The 16520-nt window shown below is 63.5% G+C and carries 14 protein-coding genes; 9 read left to right on the top strand and 5 right to left on the bottom strand.

The genetic code is table 11. The features are described from left to right. Nucleotides 1-63: 63 nt before the first annotated feature. The 4 genes from HB777_27055 to HB777_27040 all read right to left on the bottom strand — a co-directional run bounded on the left by HB777_27055 (nucleotide 64) and on the right by HB777_27040 (nucleotide 4570). The gene (locus HB777_27055; GenBank protein QND68919.1) at nucleotides 64-1092 is read right to left on the bottom strand and encodes a zinc-dependent alcohol dehydrogenase family protein; all 1029 of its coding nucleotides are present in this window, start codon (nucleotides 1090-1092) and stop codon (nucleotides 64-66) included. Between the two features lie 19 nt (nucleotides 1093-1111). Further along, nucleotides 1112-2893 carry a TRAP transporter large permease subunit gene (locus HB777_27050; GenBank protein ID QND67223.1) on the bottom strand — a complete coding sequence of 594 codons (1782 nt, stop codon included), beginning with the start codon at nucleotides 2891-2893 and terminating at the stop codon, nucleotides 1112-1114. Next, entirely contained in the window at nucleotides 2893-3477 is a 585-nt protein-coding gene (locus HB777_27045; protein ID QND67222.1) for a TRAP transporter small permease subunit, read from the bottom strand. The genes HB777_27050 and HB777_27045 overlap by 1 nt, the downstream gene beginning before the upstream one ends. A gap of 187 nt (nucleotides 3478-3664) precedes the next feature. Further along, nucleotides 3665-4570 (bottom strand): branched-chain amino acid ABC transporter permease, encoded by a 906-nt coding sequence (locus HB777_27040; GenBank protein QND67221.1) that lies wholly within the window; start codon nucleotides 4568-4570, stop codon nucleotides 3665-3667. Between the two features lie 151 nt (nucleotides 4571-4721). On the opposite strand from HB777_27040, the gene HB777_27035 reads away from it, so the two are divergent. The 6 genes from HB777_27035 to HB777_27010 all read left to right on the top strand — a co-directional run bounded on the left by HB777_27035 (nucleotide 4722) and on the right by HB777_27010 (nucleotide 13425). Continuing rightward, nucleotides 4722-5333, top strand: a complete 612-nt coding sequence (locus tag HB777_27035; GenBank protein QND67220.1) for a hypothetical protein — start codon at nucleotides 4722-4724, stop codon at nucleotides 5331-5333. Then, a complete protein-coding gene (locus HB777_27030) occupies nucleotides 5314-5862 on the top strand; it encodes a hypothetical protein (GenBank protein QND67219.1) in 549 nt (182 codons plus the stop codon). The genes HB777_27035 and HB777_27030 overlap by 20 nt, the downstream gene beginning before the upstream one ends. A gap of 220 nt (nucleotides 5863-6082) precedes the next feature. Further along, nucleotides 6083-9577, top strand: coding sequence for an indolepyruvate ferredoxin oxidoreductase family protein (locus tag HB777_27025; GenBank protein QND67218.1), 3495 nt, complete (start codon nucleotides 6083-6085; stop codon nucleotides 9575-9577). 145 nt (nucleotides 9578-9722) lie between these two features. Continuing rightward, entirely contained in the window at nucleotides 9723-12038 is a 2316-nt protein-coding gene (locus tag HB777_27020; protein QND67217.1) for an EAL domain-containing protein, read from the top strand. Nucleotides 12039-12357: 319 nt separating this feature from the next. Next, on the top strand, nucleotides 12358-13137 hold the full coding sequence (locus tag HB777_27015; GenBank protein QND67216.1) for a hypothetical protein: 780 nt from the start codon (nucleotides 12358-12360) through the stop codon (nucleotides 13135-13137). Nucleotides 13138-13275: 138 nt separating this feature from the next. Next, nucleotides 13276-13425 carry a DUF3096 domain-containing protein gene (locus HB777_27010; GenBank protein QND67215.1) on the top strand — a complete coding sequence of 50 codons (150 nt, stop codon included), beginning with the start codon at nucleotides 13276-13278 and terminating at the stop codon, nucleotides 13423-13425. 8 nt (nucleotides 13426-13433) lie between these two features. On the opposite strand, the gene HB777_27005 is transcribed toward HB777_27010, so the two are convergent. Then, nucleotides 13434-14249, bottom strand: coding sequence for an alpha/beta hydrolase (locus HB777_27005; protein QND67214.1), 816 nt, complete (start codon nucleotides 14247-14249; stop codon nucleotides 13434-13436). Between the two features lie 259 nt (nucleotides 14250-14508). On the opposite strand from HB777_27005, the gene HB777_27000 reads away from it, so the two are divergent. The 3 genes from HB777_27000 to HB777_26990 all read left to right on the top strand — a co-directional run bounded on the left by HB777_27000 (nucleotide 14509) and on the right by HB777_26990 (nucleotide 16518). Continuing rightward, the gene (locus HB777_27000) at nucleotides 14509-14733 is read left to right on the top strand and encodes an aa3-type cytochrome c oxidase subunit IV (protein ID QND67213.1); all 225 of its coding nucleotides are present in this window, start codon (nucleotides 14509-14511) and stop codon (nucleotides 14731-14733) included. Between the two features lie 85 nt (nucleotides 14734-14818). Next, nucleotides 14819-16093 carry a Re/Si-specific NAD(P)(+) transhydrogenase subunit alpha gene (locus HB777_26995; GenBank protein ID QND67212.1) on the top strand — a complete coding sequence of 425 codons (1275 nt, stop codon included), beginning with the start codon at nucleotides 14819-14821 and terminating at the stop codon, nucleotides 16091-16093. Further along, nucleotides 16093-16518 (top strand): NAD(P) transhydrogenase subunit alpha, encoded by a 426-nt coding sequence (locus tag HB777_26990; GenBank protein ID QND67211.1) that lies wholly within the window; start codon nucleotides 16093-16095, stop codon nucleotides 16516-16518. The genes HB777_26995 and HB777_26990 overlap by 1 nt, the downstream gene beginning before the upstream one ends. Nucleotides 16519-16520 lie beyond the last annotated feature (2 nt).

Raw genomic sequence — 16520 nt, 5'->3', positions numbered from 1 at the left:
GCGCGCCCCCAATAGCCGATCGATGGGTTGCCGGCAAGCCTGCGCGCGAGGGCCAGACGCAGCTCAGCCCCGGCGCGGCACCACCAGCACCTTGACCTCACCCGGCGCCGGCGGATTGGCGATCACCGCTGCCGCGTCTTCGAGCGGCACCTGCCTGGAGATCAGCCTGTCGATTTCGATCGCACCCGATGCAATGAGTTCGGCGGCGCGGCGATGGGTGTGGGGATTGAGGAAGGAACCGAGCACCTTCAGTTCCCGGAACAGCAGGTCGAAGGGCTCGAATTCCGCTTTCATGCCTTGCGGCGTCACGCCGACAATGACGACCGTGCCGCCGGCCCGGGCCAGCCGCATCGACTGCTCGACGGTCTCCCGCACGCCCGCGCATTCGAAGACGACGTCGGCTCCGCCTGGCGTCAGACCAGCCGGTCCGGCGATGGCCTTGATGACGTCGGTGGCGGTCGGATCGACCGTCACTGTCGCGCCGAGCTCCTCGGCGAGGGCGCGCCGCGAGGCTTGCCTGGTCGACAGGATGATGGTCGTGGCCCCGGCCAGTCTTGCCAGTTGCACGGTGAGCAGGCCGATCACGCCGCCGCCCAGCACCACAACCGAGCTGCCTGGTTTGATACCGGCAAGGTCCACACCATGCAGACAACAGCCGAGCGGCTCGCAGAAGGCGCCATGTGTCGGCTTCAGATCGGCAGGCAGGACAAAAGCCTGCTGCTGCGGCAAGGCAAGATAGTCGGCAAAGCCGCCATCGCGATGAATGCCGATGGCGCGCAAATTGCTGCAGAGGTTGACCCGCCCGGCGTGACAGTGCGCGCAACGCCCGCAGGCGATGTTGGGGTCGCCGGTGACGCGATCGCCGACGGCAAAGCCCGAGACGGACCTGCCGATCGCCTCGACGATGCCGGAAAACTCGTGGCCGGGCGTCACGGGCGGTGTGCACGGGAATTCGCCGTGAAACAGATGCCGGTCCGTGCCGCAGACACCGCAGGCTTCGATCCGCACCAGAAGCTCGTCCGGCCCGATGTCAGGCTTGTCGACGTCGCGCAGCGCGATGCTGCCCACCGCCTCAAGCCGCACCGCTTTCATCATCGTCGCCATGCCGGTTTCAATTGAAGCTCGGTGGCTGCGACAGGTCGGGCTGTGGCGCCGCTGGCTTGGCTGGTGCCGGATCGCCGAAACTCGGCGGCTGCGAAAGGTCAGGGGCTGCCGGCGCCGTGCCGCCGCCAGTAGGCGCTGCACCATCCGCCGGCGGCGTGCCGAGCGGCGACAGGCCGGGTACTTCCGGCACCTTGTAGTCGATGGTGCCCGGATCGACGGTCGTTGCCTTGTAGTGCATCACCATTTGCGGGAAGGCGATGGTCAGTCCGATCATGATCACCTGGATACAGACGAAGGGCACCGCGCCCCAATAGATCTGTCCGGTGGTCACCGGCGCGATCTGTTTGCCGGTGAGGCGATCGAGATAGGGCACGCGGGCGGCCACCGAGCGCAGGTAGAACAGCGCGAAGCCGAAGGGCGGATGCATGAAGCTGGTCTGCATGTTGACGCCCAGAAGCACGCCGAACCAGATCAGGTCGATGCCGAGCTTGTCGGCCGCCGGCGCCAGCAGCGGCACGATAATGAAGGCGAGCTCGAAGAAGTCGAGGAAGAAGGCGAGGAAGAACACGAGAATGTTGACGCCGATCAGGAAGCCGACCTCGCCGCCCGGCAGCGAAGTCAAAAGGTGTTCGACCCAGATGTGGCCGTTGACGCCGTAGAAGGTCAGCGAGAACACCCGCGCGCCGATCAGGATGAACAGCACGAAGGACGACAGCCGCGTCGTCGCGGTCAGGGCCTGCTTGACCACGTCCAGCGACAGCCGACCCTTTGCCGCCGCCATGATCAAGGCGCCGACAGAGCCCATGGCGCCGCCCTCGGTCGGGGTGGCGATGCCGAGGAAGATGGTGCCCAGCACCAGGAAGATCAGCGCCAGCGGCGGGATCAGCACGATGATCACCTGCTGGGCGAGCCTGGACATCATGTTGAAGTTCAAACGCTTGTCGGCAATGGCCACGATGTAGATGAACAGCACCCCGGCAGTGGCGCCGAGGATGTCGGCATTGTCGCCATGCGCCGGCGCGAGATAGCGGTACGCCGCGTAGGAGATCGCTGATGTGACCACCAACGCCACCAGCAGGGACATCACGCCATGGCCGAGCGTGCGCGCTTCCAGCGGCAGCGCCGGCACCATTTTTGGCCGGAAGATCGAAACGATCAGGATGTAGAGCGCGTAGAGGCCGGTGAGCACGAGACCGGGAATCAGCGCCCCGGCATACATGTCGCCGACCGAGCGGCCGAGCTGGTCGGCGAGCACGATCAGCACCAGCGAGGGTGGGATGATCTGGGCAAGCGTGCCCGAGGCGGCAATGACGCCGGATGCCAGCCGCCGGTCGTAGCCATAGCGCAGCATGATCGGCAGCGAGATCAAGCCCATGGCGATGACGGAAGCCGCCACCACGCCGGTGGTCGCCGCCAAAAGCGCGCCAACGAAGATCACCGCATAGGCGAGGCCGCCGCGGATCGGCCCGAACAGCTGGCCGATCGTGTCGAGCAGGTCTTCGGCCATGCCCGATCGTTCGAGCACGATGCCCATGAAGGTGAAGAACGGAATGGCCAGCAGCGTGTCGTTCGACATCACCCGGCTGCCGTAGAAATTATCCGGCAATGCGTGCAGGAGCGGCCAGGCGAGGTTGATCGATCCGCCGGAATAGGGCGACAGGAGCACGCCGATGAAAAAGAACATCAAGCCGTTGGCGGCCAGCGAGAAGGCGACGGGATAGCCGATCAGCAGGAAGATGATCAGCGAGGCGAACATGATCGGCGCCATGTTCTGGGCGATGAACTCCATCACGAGCGCACCTCATCGGCCAGTGCCTTGGCTTCGAGCTCGGCCTGCTCATGCGCCGATATGAAGGGATTGGGGTCGTCCATGTCGCCGCGCATGATGGCGATCTTCTTGATGATTTCGGAGATGCCCTGCAGCGCGAGCAGGAAAAAGCCGACGAGCAGGATGGCCTTGGCCGGCCAGATGATCAGCCCGCCGGAATTGTTGGACATCTCGCCGCTGCGAAACGACAGCGACACATAGGGGACGAAATAGATCACCATCAGCGTCACGAACGGCATCAGGAAGAGGAGATGGCCAAGCAGGTCGATCCAGTGCTGCACGCGGCGTGAAAACAGGCCGTAGACGATGTCGATACGGATATGTTCGTTCTGCTTCAGCGTATAGGCGGCGGCCAGCATGAAGGCGGCGCCGAACAGATACCACTGCAGCTCGAGCCAGGCGTTCGAGGATATGTCGAACACCTTGCGGATGATGGCGTTGGCGGCGCTCACCAGGATCGCCAGCAGGATCAGCCACGACACCCATTTGCCGATGAATTCGTTCGCGCGATCAATGGTTCTGGATAGAGCGAGAAGCCCTGCCATGCATTCCTCCCTTGTACCGAGGCGTGCCGGCTTCCCCCTTTTCGTCCGTCACGCCGCGTGGTCCAACGGTATGCCGCGCGTGGACTGACGGGTCAACAAGGATAGAGGCAGCAAAATATCGTCGCTTGGCAGGCAGTGCCGGATACCGGCGGTCTGCCCCGGCGTCATGCAACCAAAGTCTGATGGCTCAGGCGAGCTTGCCGGTATCGCGGCCGGCGCCGATCAGGATCAGCGTGGCGACCAGGAACAGATACATCCACGCATCACGCCATTCGACCGGGAAATAGCCGGCCCACAGCGATTCGGCCATGCCGAAGGCGGCCGCGCCCAGCGCCGCCCGTGGCGGCGACAGATAGCCGCCGACCGCCGTCACGAACAGGATCTTCAACCCGTAGACGAGGCCCGAGCCGAAGCTGACATTGCCGTAATAGAGGCCGGCCATGACGCCGGCCAGCGCGGCGCAGAAGCCGCCGAACAGCACCGCATGCCGGAACACCGTGCGCACGTTGACGCCGCACATCGCCGCCGCCTTGGGGTCGTCGGAGACGGCGCGCCAGCGCCGGCCGAAGCTCGAGCGGGCAAATGCCCAGCTGGCCAGCGCGATTGCCGCCAGCGCCAGCGCGCAATCAATGAGCTGGATGAGCGTCAGCGTTGCCTTGAAGGTCGCGCCCTGTGCGAAAACGATGGGCTGCGCCAGCATCGGCGGCAGCCACAGATCATGCGTGTCGGCGGCGATGCGGCTTGCCTCCGACAACAGCAGCAATATGCCCAGCGTCGTCACCACGATTGCGTTGGGTGTCCGGTCGGCCAAAGGTTCGAAGACGCTGCGCGACAGCACGTGGCTGATCAGCGCGGCATAGAGGAACGCCGCCACGACGCCGAGCGCCACCGCCGCCAGAAGCGTCAGCCACAGCACCTGATAGCCGAAGGCGGCCGTGAGGATCATCGTCTGGCCGCAAAAGGCGAACAGCGCGCCATAGGCGAGGTTGGTGCGGTGCAGGATGCCGTTGGTCAGCACATAGCCGAAGGCGAGCAGCGCGTAGAGCGCGCCCGAATGCAGTCCGTTCAGCACCTGCTGGAAGAAGTAGAGCATGCGAAACCCTCGGAGCATGTCGCCCAAACGTGCAAAGCGGTTTTGGGACAACGATATGCTCAAGACAGAGGCTGCGGAGTCCGCGCCCGGTAGAGAAATTGCATTGCTGAATCTAACTTGTCAAATGCGATTTATCGGTTAGATTCCGAGCATGACGGTATCCTGGACCCCGCACCGCTTCACTGGCGGCCTGCTCGCGCTCGACACGGCGAACACCGTCGTGCTGCGCGGCGATCCGGAGCGCACCTTCGACCGTTTCGACAATCCGTCCGAGATTGCCCGCTTCGCCGATGCGGCGAGCCGCTTTCGCGCCGCCGAGCTTGGCGACAGGCCGCTGGCTGCACCGTCACCGGAGACGATCGCACCCGTCGTGCTGTCGATCCGCGAGACGACGGACCAGCTGTTTCGCGGAGCGGTGTCGAAGGGCGCGGTTGTCACCACCGATCTGCCGGGGTTCCTGAGAGCCTGCGCCGAGGGTCTGGCCGGCAGCCGGACCGAGATCGGTGCGCCGGGAAGGCCGTTCGGTGATCCCCTGACGCCGATCGCCTTCGAGGCGGCGCTGGCGGTTTCCGCGCTATCACTGTTGCGCGACGACACCGTCGCAAGGCTTAGGATCTGTCCCAACTGCACCTGGCTGTTCGTCGACAGAAGCCGCAATTCCAGCCGCCTTTGGTGCGACATGGCGGTGTGCGGCAACAGGCAGAAGGCAAGTCGTCACTATCGTCGCCGCCGTATGGCGGAAAATGAGGTCAAGGATGCCTAGAGGTCTTTCCCGTTCGATCGTTGTCGGCGCGGCACTCATTGCCGCCGTGGCGCTCGGCGCCTGCCGCGATACCGGCAACGCCGAAGGCAAGCTGTTCGAGATTTCCGGCAAGATATTCGTCTTCAACTACCGCCTCGCCAGGGCGACCTATGTGGTGACGTTGCGGCCGCTGCAGCCGATGGGAGAGGGCCAGGTCGCGGTCGCAAGCTTCCAGAATCCCGCCGGCGGCGCGCCTCTGGTGGTCGAGCAGAAGGTGTGGCCAAAGCTCGACAAGGTGACGCTGGAGAGCCCGGCGCTGACCTGCGTCGTCAAGAACAAGCCCTATGCGATTGCCATCAGCGTCAAGGGCGCCGACGGTGCGGTTCTGCAGAAGATCGACACCACGCTGATGTCGACGGAGGACCAGTCGGTGCTGCCCGACCGGCCATTGGTCATCGACCAGCTCTATACGGCCAATCCAGATCTCGTCGGCCATCCCGACGGCAAGCTGCCGGGCGAACCGAAGCCGGATTGCTCGAAGGGCAGCTGACGCATCGCTGTCAGCCCTGGTTGCAGCTGAAACTTTCGTGCGCCGGGAAACGCCTGCTGGTCGGTTTCGTACTCGATTCGAATGGCCACGGACTGTTCGTTGCGCGTTGCCTGGCACCTTCGATTTTGTTTGACCTGCCTTGCAAGGGGAGAAAGGATGCGTCATCCGACCCCGACGTTGGCTGCCTGCCCCCGCGTGGCCTCCGCAGAGGAAATTCCTGATGACGCTGCATGACGTCGCGCTCGACGACAAGTTCGACCTTGGAAAGGAGCGCATCTTCCTGTCCGGCGCGCAGGCGGTCATCCGCATGCTCCTGATGCAGCGCGAGCGTGATCGCCGCGCCGGCCTGAACACGGCCGGCTTCGTCTCCGGCTATCGCGGTTCGCCGCTCGGCGGCCTCGACATGCAGCTGTGGAAGGCGAAGAAACAGCTCGCTCAGGCCGACATCGTCTTCCAGCCAGGGCTCAACGAGGAGCTTGCCGCCACCGCTTGCTGGGGATCGCAGCAGACGGAACTGCTGGGCGAGGGCACCCATGACGGCGTCTTTTCGGTCTGGTACGGCAAGGGGCCGGGCGTCGATCGCTCCGGCGATGTGTTTCGCCATGCCAATCTCGCCGGCTCTTCCAAACATGGCGGCGTGCTCGCCCTGATGGGCGACGACCATATGGCCGAATCCTCGACCAACGCGCACGCCACCGAATTCCTGTTCGTCGACACGATGGTGCCGATCCTCAACCCGGCCGGCGTCCAGGAGATCATCGACTACGGGCTCTACGGCTTTGCCATGTCGCGCTTTGCCGGCACCTGGGCGGCCATCAAATGCGTCAAGGACAACATCGAATCGACGGCCTCGGTCGATGCCTCGCTCGAGCGGCTGAACATCGTCGTGCCGGATTTCGACATGCCATCAGGCGGTCTCAACATCCGCCACGAGATCGACATGCTCGGCCAGGAGGAGCGGCTGCATGAGCACAAGCGCGCAGCCGCTTCCGCCTTCATCCATGCCAACGGGCTGAACCGCATCGTCTATTCGGGCGGCCGCAACCCCAAGATCGGCATCATCACGCTGGGCAAGAGCTATCTCGATGTCCGCCAGGCGCTGGAGGACATCGGCATCGACGAGGCGGCCGCCAACCGCATCGGCGTGCGGCTGTTCAAGGTCGGCTGCCCCTGGCCGCTCGACCTGCATCACATCGCCGATTTCGCCCGCGGCCTCGACACCATCGTCGTCGTCGAGGAAAAGCGCTCGCTGATCGAGGTGCAACTGCGCGAAAGCCTTTACGGCACCGCCACGCAGCCGGTCATTGTCGGCAAGAAGGACGAGCGCGGCGACTGGCTGTTCCCGGCCAAGGGTGCGCTCGACCCCAACGAGATCGCCATCGCGCTAGGCGAGAGGATCGTGCGGACCATCGGCCCGTCCGAGGAGATCCTGGCGCGGGTGGCAAAGCTGCGCCAGTTCCAGGCAATGCTCACCGATGCCACCGACATCGGCTCGCGCACGCCGTTCTTCTGTTCCGGTTGCCCGCACAATTCGTCGACCAAGGTGCCGGACGGCTCGATCGCCGCGGCCGGCATCGGCTGCCACTTCATGGCGCTGTGGATGGACCGCAACACCGTAGGCTTCACGGCGATGGGCGGCGAGGGCGCGCAATGGGTCGGCCAGGCGCCGTTCTCGAAGCGTGGCCACATCTTCCAGAATCTCGGCGACGGCACCTACAACCATTCCGGCACGCTGGCGATCCGTTTCGCGCTGTTGAGCGACGCCAACATCACCTACAAGATCCTCTACAACGACGCCGTCGCCATGACCGGCGGCCAGCCGCACGAAGGCGGCCTGACCGTCGACATGATCGCCAGGCAGGTGCGCGCCGAGGGTGTCGACCGCATCGCCATCGTCACCGATGAGCCGGACAAATATGCCGGCAAGGCCGAATTCCCGGCTGGCGCCAGCATTCATCACCGCGACGACCTCGATCTCGTCCAGCGCGAACTGCGGGACGTAAAGGGCGTATCAGTGCTGCTCTACGACCAGACCTGCGCCGCCGAAAAACGCCGCCGCCGCAAGCGCGGCACATTCCCCGATCCCGACAAGCGCGTCTTCATCAACGAGCTGGTCTGCGAAGGCTGCGGCGATTGCGGCGTGCAGTCGAACTGCGTCTCGATCCAGCCGGTCGAAACCGAATTCGGCCGCAAGCGCAAGATCGACCAGTCGAGCTGCAACAAGGACTTCTCCTGCGTCAACGGCTTCTGCCCGTCCTTCGTCACCGTGCACGGCGCCAAGATCCGCAAGGCCGAGGGCCTGGCCGGCAAGACCGATCCGCTCGACGGCGTGCCCGTGCCGTCCGAATTCCCGCTTGGCGAGCAGGGCTGGGCAGCGATCATCGACGGCGTCGGCGGCACCGGCGTCGTCACCGTCGGTGCGGTGCTTGGCATGGCGGCGCATCTCGAGGACAAGGGCTGCGGCATGATCGATATGGCCGGCCTCGCCCAGAAGGGTGGCTCGGTGTTCACCCATGTCCGCATCGCCCGCACCCCGGACGACATCCATGCCATCCGCGTCTCGGCCGGCAAGGCCGATCTCGTGCTTGGCTGCGATCTCGTCGTGTCGGGCGCCAAGAAGGTGCTGACCGCGGTGCGCGAGGGCCACACCATCTTCGTCGCCAACACCGCCGAGATCATGCCCGGCGAATTCGCCCGTTCGGCGGATTTCTCGTTGCCGATAGAACGCCTGAAGAAGGCGATCCGTGCGGCCGCGGGCGACGACAAGGCGCATTTCTTCGACGCCACCCGCACCGCCACGGCACTTTTCGGCAATTCGCTCGGCGCCAACATGTTCATGCTCGGCTTTGCCTTCCAGCATGGCGGCCTGCCGCTGTCGGCCGAGGCGGTCGAGAAGGCGATCGAGCTCAATGGCGAAGCCGTGGCGATGAACATCGCTGCCTTCCGTTGGGGCCGCCGCGCTGCCCATCAGCCGGATTTCGTGCGCGGCCTCGTCGCCCAGCCGGGCCCAACCGTCGCTGGAAAGACCGGCCAGGCTGCCGACGTCGCCGAGACGCTGGACGACATCGTTGCCCGCCGCGTCGCTTTCCTGACCGCCTATCAGAATGCCGCCTATGGCAAGCGTTATGCCGAGAAACTGGCGGTTTTGCGTGCCGCCGAAGCCAAGGCCGTGCCGGGTTCGACGGCGGTGTCGGAAGCCGCCGCGAAAAACCTGTTCAAGCTGATGGCGATCAAGGACGAGTACGAGGTGGCGCGTCTTTACACGGACGGCTCTTTCGCCGCTGAACTCGGAAAACAGTTCCAGAGCTACGAAAAGCTCGAATTCCACCTCGCGCCGCCGATCATGGGCCGCCGCGGCAATGACGGCAGCCCCAGGAAATCGAGCTTCGGCCCGTGGATGATGAAGGGTTTTCGCCTGCTGGCGGCGATGAAGGGCCTGCGCGGCACCGCCTTCGACCTGTTCGGCTACACCGCCGAGCGGCGCATGGAGCGGCAGTTGCTGGCGCGGTACGAGGCGGATCTGGAACTCATCGCCGGATCGCTGGCCCCGGCCAGGGTCGATGCGGCGGTTGCGTTGGCCTCGGTGCCGGCCCTCATTCGCGGCTATGGCCACGTCCGCCAGGCCAGCGCGGAAAAGGCCGCCGGCGAACGCCAAAGGCTGCTCGAACGCCTGTCGGGCACGCCGTCGCGGCCGGAGCTTCAAGCCGCCGAATGATCGATACGCCTTGTTTACCTGAACGACAGTTTCCTCGCTTTCCGCAACGTCACCCGGCTTGACGGCAGCGGCGCGAGGGGCTCTCTAAATCTTTCTTAAGGCGGATGTGACACTGCTTGGGTCCCCAAGGGTTGGGATTCAGGCGTTGAATCTGAGAAAAAAGAACGAGATCCCGGTCGACGTCTACATTCCGTTCGTGGAAACCCTGTTTCGCGACGGACTGACGCTTTCGATCGGCATTCTCGCGCAGACCTTCCTGATTGGCCTTGTCTGGTGGAAAAACGGCGATCCGCTGTATTTGCTGGTCGCCATTTCGATGGTTCTCGTCGGTATCTTCCGCATGAGAAACTTTCGAAAATACAACAGCATGCCGTCGCCGACGACCTGGGAAGAAGCGCACAAGCGCGAGAATGACTACATTCTCTACGGTTCCCTGCACGGCTTGACGCTGGGCGCCTTCTGCCTGCTCGGCATCTATTTCGCGCGCGACGGTTTTGCCGAAATCGCCTCCGTCTGCCTGACGCTGGCGACGGCGACCTCGATCGCCGGCCGGAACTACGGCTCGCCGCGCATGGTCACCATCCTGACCCTTGCCTTGACCTGGCCGATCTCGCTGGGCTTCCTGCTGCGCGGCGACATCTACCATGTCCTCCTCGGGCTCCTGTCCGCGCCGTTCCTGTTCGCCATCCGCAAATTCGCCAACACCGTGCGCGACGTGCTTTTTGCGGCGGTATCGGAAGAGAAGAAGGCCAACCGCATCGCCCAGCGCTTCAACCGGGCGCTCAACACCATGTCGCATGGGCTTGTCATGCTCGGCCCGGACGGCCGCGTCGCGGTGGCCAATGCCGAGGCCGCGCATCTGATGTCGCTGAAGTCGCCGGATGCGCTGCTCGGGCGGTCGATCCATGGTCTGTTGATGCGTGGCGTCGCCGGCGGCATGCTGGCGCCCAAGGATTGCCGCTATATCGAGGCTCAGCTGACGCGCGCCCTGCGCGAGGGCCGCGACCGCAAGGTGCTGGTTTCCCTTGCCAACGGCCAGCACTACGAATTCTCGGCTCGCGAAGGCAGCCAGGAGCTGGGTGTCATCACCTTCGAGGATGTCACCGCCCGTGTCGAGGCGGAAGACAAGATCCGCTTCATGGCACGCTACGACAACCTCACCGGCCTGCCCAACCGCGCCTATTTCCATGAGCTCATCGGCGAGGCCATGGTATCAGGCGATCGCGACCGTCTCTGCGGCCTGGCGGTGCTCGACCTCGACGATTTCAAGAGCGTCAACGACACGCTTGGCCATCCGATCGGCGACGGCTTGATCTACGCCGTTGCCGAGCGGCTTGCCGCCATTGCCGGGCAAGGCATCACGGTCAGCCGTTTCGGCGGCGACGAGTTCATGATCTTCTTCGACCGCGTCGAGGATGAAAGCCATCTGACCAGCCAGCTCGACGAGATCTTCGCCGGCCTGCAAGGGGAAGTCGATGTCGCCGGGCACGGGCTGCGCATCCAGGCCAGCGGTGGCGCGGTGCTGTCGCGGGTCAAGGATACCGATGTCGACGCCATGATCGTCAAGGCGGACCTGGCGCTCTACAAGGCCAAGGAGCTCGGCAAGAACAGCTGGCGGCTGTTCGAAGCCTCGATGGATGCCGCCTTCCGCAACCGTCAGCTGATGAAGGCGGATCTACGCACCGCTGTGGAAAGCAAGAGCCTGCGGGTGGTCTATCAGCCGATCGTGGCGATGAGCACCATGCGCATCGCCAGCTGTGAGGCGCTGTGCCGGTGGGATCATCCCGATCTCGGGCCGATCTCGCCCAGCATCTTCATTCCGCTGGCCGAGGAAATGGGCATCATTTCCGAGATCAGCACCTTCGTGCTGCAGGCAGCCTGCGCCGAATGCGCCAAATGGCCGGACCAGACCAGCGTCTCGGTCAATCTCTCGGCCAAGGATTTCCGCAACCGCGACGTCATCCAGAAGGTTCGCGATGCGTTGGCGAGCACCGGCCTCGCCGCCAGCCGGCTCGAGATCGAGGTCACCGAAACGGCGCTGCTCGACGACAAGTCGCTGACGCGCCAGTATATCGAGGAGCTGAAGCAGATTGGCGTGCGCATCGCGCTCGACGATTTCGGCACCGGCTATTCGAGCCTGAGCTACCTGCACAAGCTGCCGCTCGACAAGATCAAGATCGACCGTTCTTTCCTGATGGACGTCACCCAGAACCCCCGTTCGCTCGAGCTGCTCAAGGGCATCGTCAACCTGTCGCGACCGCTGGGGCTTTCGGTGACCGTCGAAGGCGTCGAGACCTTCGAGCAGCTCAAGATCCTGGCGCTGCAGGTCAAGCCCGACCTTGTCCAGGGGTTCCTGTTCGGTTCGGCGCTCAGCGCCTCCGGCATCGAGACCATGTCGAACACGGTATGGCCCTTCGCCAAGGACATCAGGACTGCCAAGAAGGCGGCGGTACGTCGCTGATTCGCGGCGTATGGAGCATGGAGATCATGCCCAAACACGGATGGGGCAGGCTCCAGGTCCGAGGATATTCATGGCAGTCAGAGATTTCCTCGCACATGGCAGCGCTATGCCAAAATCGCTGCCGCCTCCTATCAGGTTCGAGAACCGTTCTTTCTCCATTTGGATGCAGAAAATGAAGAAATTAATCGAATTTTAGTAATATTTTACCAATTGTTAACCTTAACGACTGGTAAACGGCCCCCTTCCCATTTTCATCTTTTACATACCATGACCCTGTCGTAGTGTCGGATCGCGGCGGCAAAGTACGGGGATTGAGTTGATGATTGTGCAGTTGAGTTCGCTTCGCCCGGTGGCGGGCGAGGCCGGCAAGGATGCCGCCGACAACATGTCCAGCTTCGCCCGCAACGTTTCGGCGATGCTTGAGCGGACAGAGTATCGCCGCTGCGACAAGGGCGAAGATCTCGAAGATATCTACCGCCTGCGCTACAAGTCATATCGCTCCAACGATATGGTGCCCGACAACGAGAACCACACCATTCATGACGAGCTCGACGAGGCACCGAATGTGTATCGTTTCGGGGTCTATATCGACCAGGAACTCGTCAGCACGCTGCGTATCCACCACGTCACCTTGGCGACGCCGATGTCGCCTTCCACCAAGGCGTTCGGCGACATCGTCATGCCGATGCTTCATGAAGGGTTGAGCTTCATCTGCCCCAGCCGGTTTGCGTCCGATCCTGAATGGTCGCGCGTCTATCCGCAAATCCCCTATCTGACGCTGCGGCTGGCCGGCATGGCGTGCTTCCATTTCAACGCACCCTACTGCCTGTCGACCATTCGCGAGGATCACGCCGGCTTCTACAAGCGCATCTACTACTCGGAGAAGATCAGCGAGTCGCGCGCGTATCCGGGCGTGTTCAACAAGGTCGTGCTCTATCGCGCCGACGTCAACGCCATCCGCGAGCGGTCCTTCTCACGGTTCCCGTTCTTCCGTTCGACGCCGATGGAACAGCGCATGCTGTTCGATACGCCGCATGTCGGCGAACTTGCGCCGCTGACCATCCTGCCCACGGCAAAATACTATCACGAAGCCGCCTGATACGGCAGGATCGCACGATTTTGCCGGATGGACATTTTGCCGGATCGACCGGGAGCCTTTCGGCCGCTCGGGCGTTCTGGATGACGCCAAGGGCGCCGCCGCACTCTGGCACGTCACGAAGTCTTTGAGGAACCCGACATGACCATTTCCACGCTTGCGCTCACCCCGCTCATCTCGCTGATCGCCGGCGTGCTGATCCTCGTCATGCCAAGGCTGTTGAACTACATCGTCGCGCTCTATCTGATCGTCGTCGGACTGCTCGGGCTTTTCCCGCATCTTGCCGGCTGAAGGGTTCGTCAGCGGGCGAAGAAGCGCAAGGCGGCGGCTACGATCGCCTCAGGGGCATCTTCCTGCATGAGATGACCGGACCCTGGAATGAGGGTCAAGGCGCAATCCGGCAGCAGGGCCGCGAGCGAGTGACCGCTTTGCAGCGGTATCCAGCGATCCTCTTCTCCCCACAGCAAGGCCACCGGGCAGCGGAATTTGGCATAAAGCGGTTCGACCTCGTCGGTGAAACGCTGATCCATCTGGGCGATCTGGCGGTAGAAAGCCGGCTGGCCAACTGGCCCCATCCATGGCGCGACATAGGGTTCCAGTTCGTTCTCCGACAAGGGGCTCGCCGCGGCGCCCGAAACATACGCTTTCAGGATCGCCGCTTGAATGTAGTCCGGCACGCCGGCAAACGCAGATTCATGGTGCCGGACATGCTGGACGAAGGGCGAGCCCCAGGGCCGCACAGCCACCGGGTCGATGAGCAGCAGCCTTTCATAGTCGCAACCGTCGATCAGATGTGCACGCAAGGCGGTGGCGCCGCCGAAATCATGGGCGATGACTTTGGGGCGCTCGAGCTTCCAGAAAGCCAGCATCGCCGCCAGCGCCTTGTTCTGGATGCCCAGCGAAACATCCTGGCCTGCCCGTTTGTCGGATTGCCCATATCCAGGGAGATCGTAGAAATACAACTGGTGGCCGCGCGCCAGCTCCGGAACGATCCGGTGCCAGACATGTGACGAAAACGGCGTCCCATGGATGAGCACGAGCGAGGGTCCAGAGCCGATCGTGTCCCAGGCTATGCCGGTGCCGTTCCAGTCAAATCTCTGTGTCGGCGAAATCATGGCGTTTCACCCTTCGGCCGATGGTGTCCGCGACAATAGTCTTCCCTCATGTCGGCAAAAATCGCGAAATTATCACAGCATGTTCAAAGACGCTGACAGGGTCGCCGGTTCCGGCTGTGGTTGGCCTCCAGGGCCGCGTCGGCAGTCGGCTTCAATTTTCCTTTGAGGCAGTTGTCGGCTGCAATGCGGCAATAGCGCCATTGCTCTCGGCCCGGCTTTTCGCTATGTGCCTCAAAGATGTCTTCGAAGGGGTATTCCTATGGCTGATCACTCGCCGACCGGTCCTGTCGAACTGGGCGCGAAGATGGACTATGCAGAGCATGACCGCACCTATGCGGGCTTCCTCATGCTGGCCAAATACGGATCGCTTTTCTGCGGAGCCCTGCTTCTGGCGATGGCTTTTGGTTTCTTCGCGGGCGGCTTCTTCTCGGCGACCATCCTCTTCGTGCTGATTCTGGCCGTCGGCGGCTTTATCCTCCGATAGATTTTTCCGACACCTTGTCCATGGCGCTGCCGCGAGGCCGGCCGGCGTCTTGCGGGAAACAGCTTCCGGCCGAAAGGATCATGCGGTGGGACAGACGGTTTTCATCCCTCGTGAACTCGATGCCAACGAGCCGCGCGTCGCGGCCTCGCCCGACACGGTGAAACGGCTGGTGGCGCTGGGCTTCGACGTCGTTGTCGAGGCCGGTGCCGGTTTGAATTCGCGCATCGTCGATGCCGATTATGCGAGCGTTGGCGCCGCCATCGGCAAGGCTTCCGATGTCGCCAAGGCCGATGTGGTGCTGAAGGTGCGTCGGCCCGGTGATGCCGAGCTGAAGAGCTACAAGCCCGGTACGGCGGTCATCGCCATCATGGATCCCTATGGCAACGATGCCGCCGTGGCAGCCCTTGCCAAGGCCGGCGTCACCGCTTTCTCGATGGAATTCATGCCGCGCATCACCCGCGCCCAGTCGATGGACGTCTTGTCCTCGCAGGCCAATCTTGCCGGCTATCAGGCGGTGATCGACGGCGCTTCGGAATATGATCGCGCATTGCCGATGATGATGACGGCGGCGGGCACGGTGCCGGCGGCAAAGGTCTTCATCATGGGCGTCGGCGTTGCCGGCCTGCAGGCGATCGCCACCGCGCGCCGGCTAGGCGCGGTCGTCACAGCCACCGACGTTCGCCCCGCCGCCAAGGAACAGGTAGCCTCGCTCGGCGCGAAGTTCCTCGCGGTCGAGGACGAGGAGTTCAAGGCTGCCGAGACGGCCGGCGGCTACGCCAAGGAAATGTCGAAGGAATACCAGGCCAAGCAGGCGGCACTCACATCAGAGCACATTGCCAAGCAGGACATCGTCATCACCACGGCGCTGATCCCAGGTCGGCCGGCGCCGAAGCTGGTGTCGGCGGCGATGGTCGCCTCGATGAAGCCGGGCTCGGTGCTCGTCGACCTGGCGGTCGAACGTGGCGGCAATGTCGAGGGTGCTGTACCGGGCCAAGTGGTGACAACGGCCAATGGCGTAAAAATCGTCGGCCACCTCAATGTGCCCGGCCGCATCGCGGCGTCGGCATCGCTGCTTTACGCCAGGAACCTGTTTGCCTTTCTCGAAACGCTGGTCGACAAGACGACCAAGACGCTCGCCATCAATCGCGACGACGATCTGGTCAAGGCAACGATGCTGACCGATGGCGGCAAGGTGGTTCATCCGGCCTTCGCCAAGGCCGACCAGCAGCCTCATGTCGAGCCGGCCGCGATCCCGGCCAAGACCATGGTCGCCGACGCTTCGCCTGCTGCCAAGAAAGCCGCGCCCAAGAAGGCGGCCGCATCCAAGTCGCCCTCGTCGAAGCCGAAAGGGATCGCGTGATGGACCAGACCCTGCAGAAAGCCCTCGACCAGCTCGACCAGGCCTCCGCCGCCGTCCGGCTGGCGGTGCACAATATGGCGACCGCACCCGGTGGTGCCGATGCCGCGGGTGATGCCGCGCATGCGCTGTCCGGCGGCGCCATAGATCCCTTCGTCTTCCGCTTCGCCATCTTCATCCTGGCGATCTTCGTCGGCTACTACGTCGTCTGGTCGGTGACCCCGGCGCTGCATACGCCGCTGATGGCCGTCACCAACGCCATCTCCTCGGTCATCGTCGTCGGCGCGCTGCTTGCCGTCGGCATCGCCGCCTCCGGTGTTGCGGCTGGCTTCGGCTTCGTCGCGCTGATGCTGGTCTCGGTCAACATCTTCGGCGGCTTCCTCGTCACCCAGCGCATGCTGGCCATGTACAAGAAGAAGGACAAGTAGAG

The sequence above is a fragment of the Mesorhizobium loti genome (assembly GCA_014189435.1).
Lineage (GTDB): Bacteria > Pseudomonadota > Alphaproteobacteria > Rhizobiales > Rhizobiaceae > Mesorhizobium > Mesorhizobium loti_G.
Note: the sequence above shows the minus strand (reverse complement) of the source record. Positions and strands in the feature narration are given on the sequence as shown.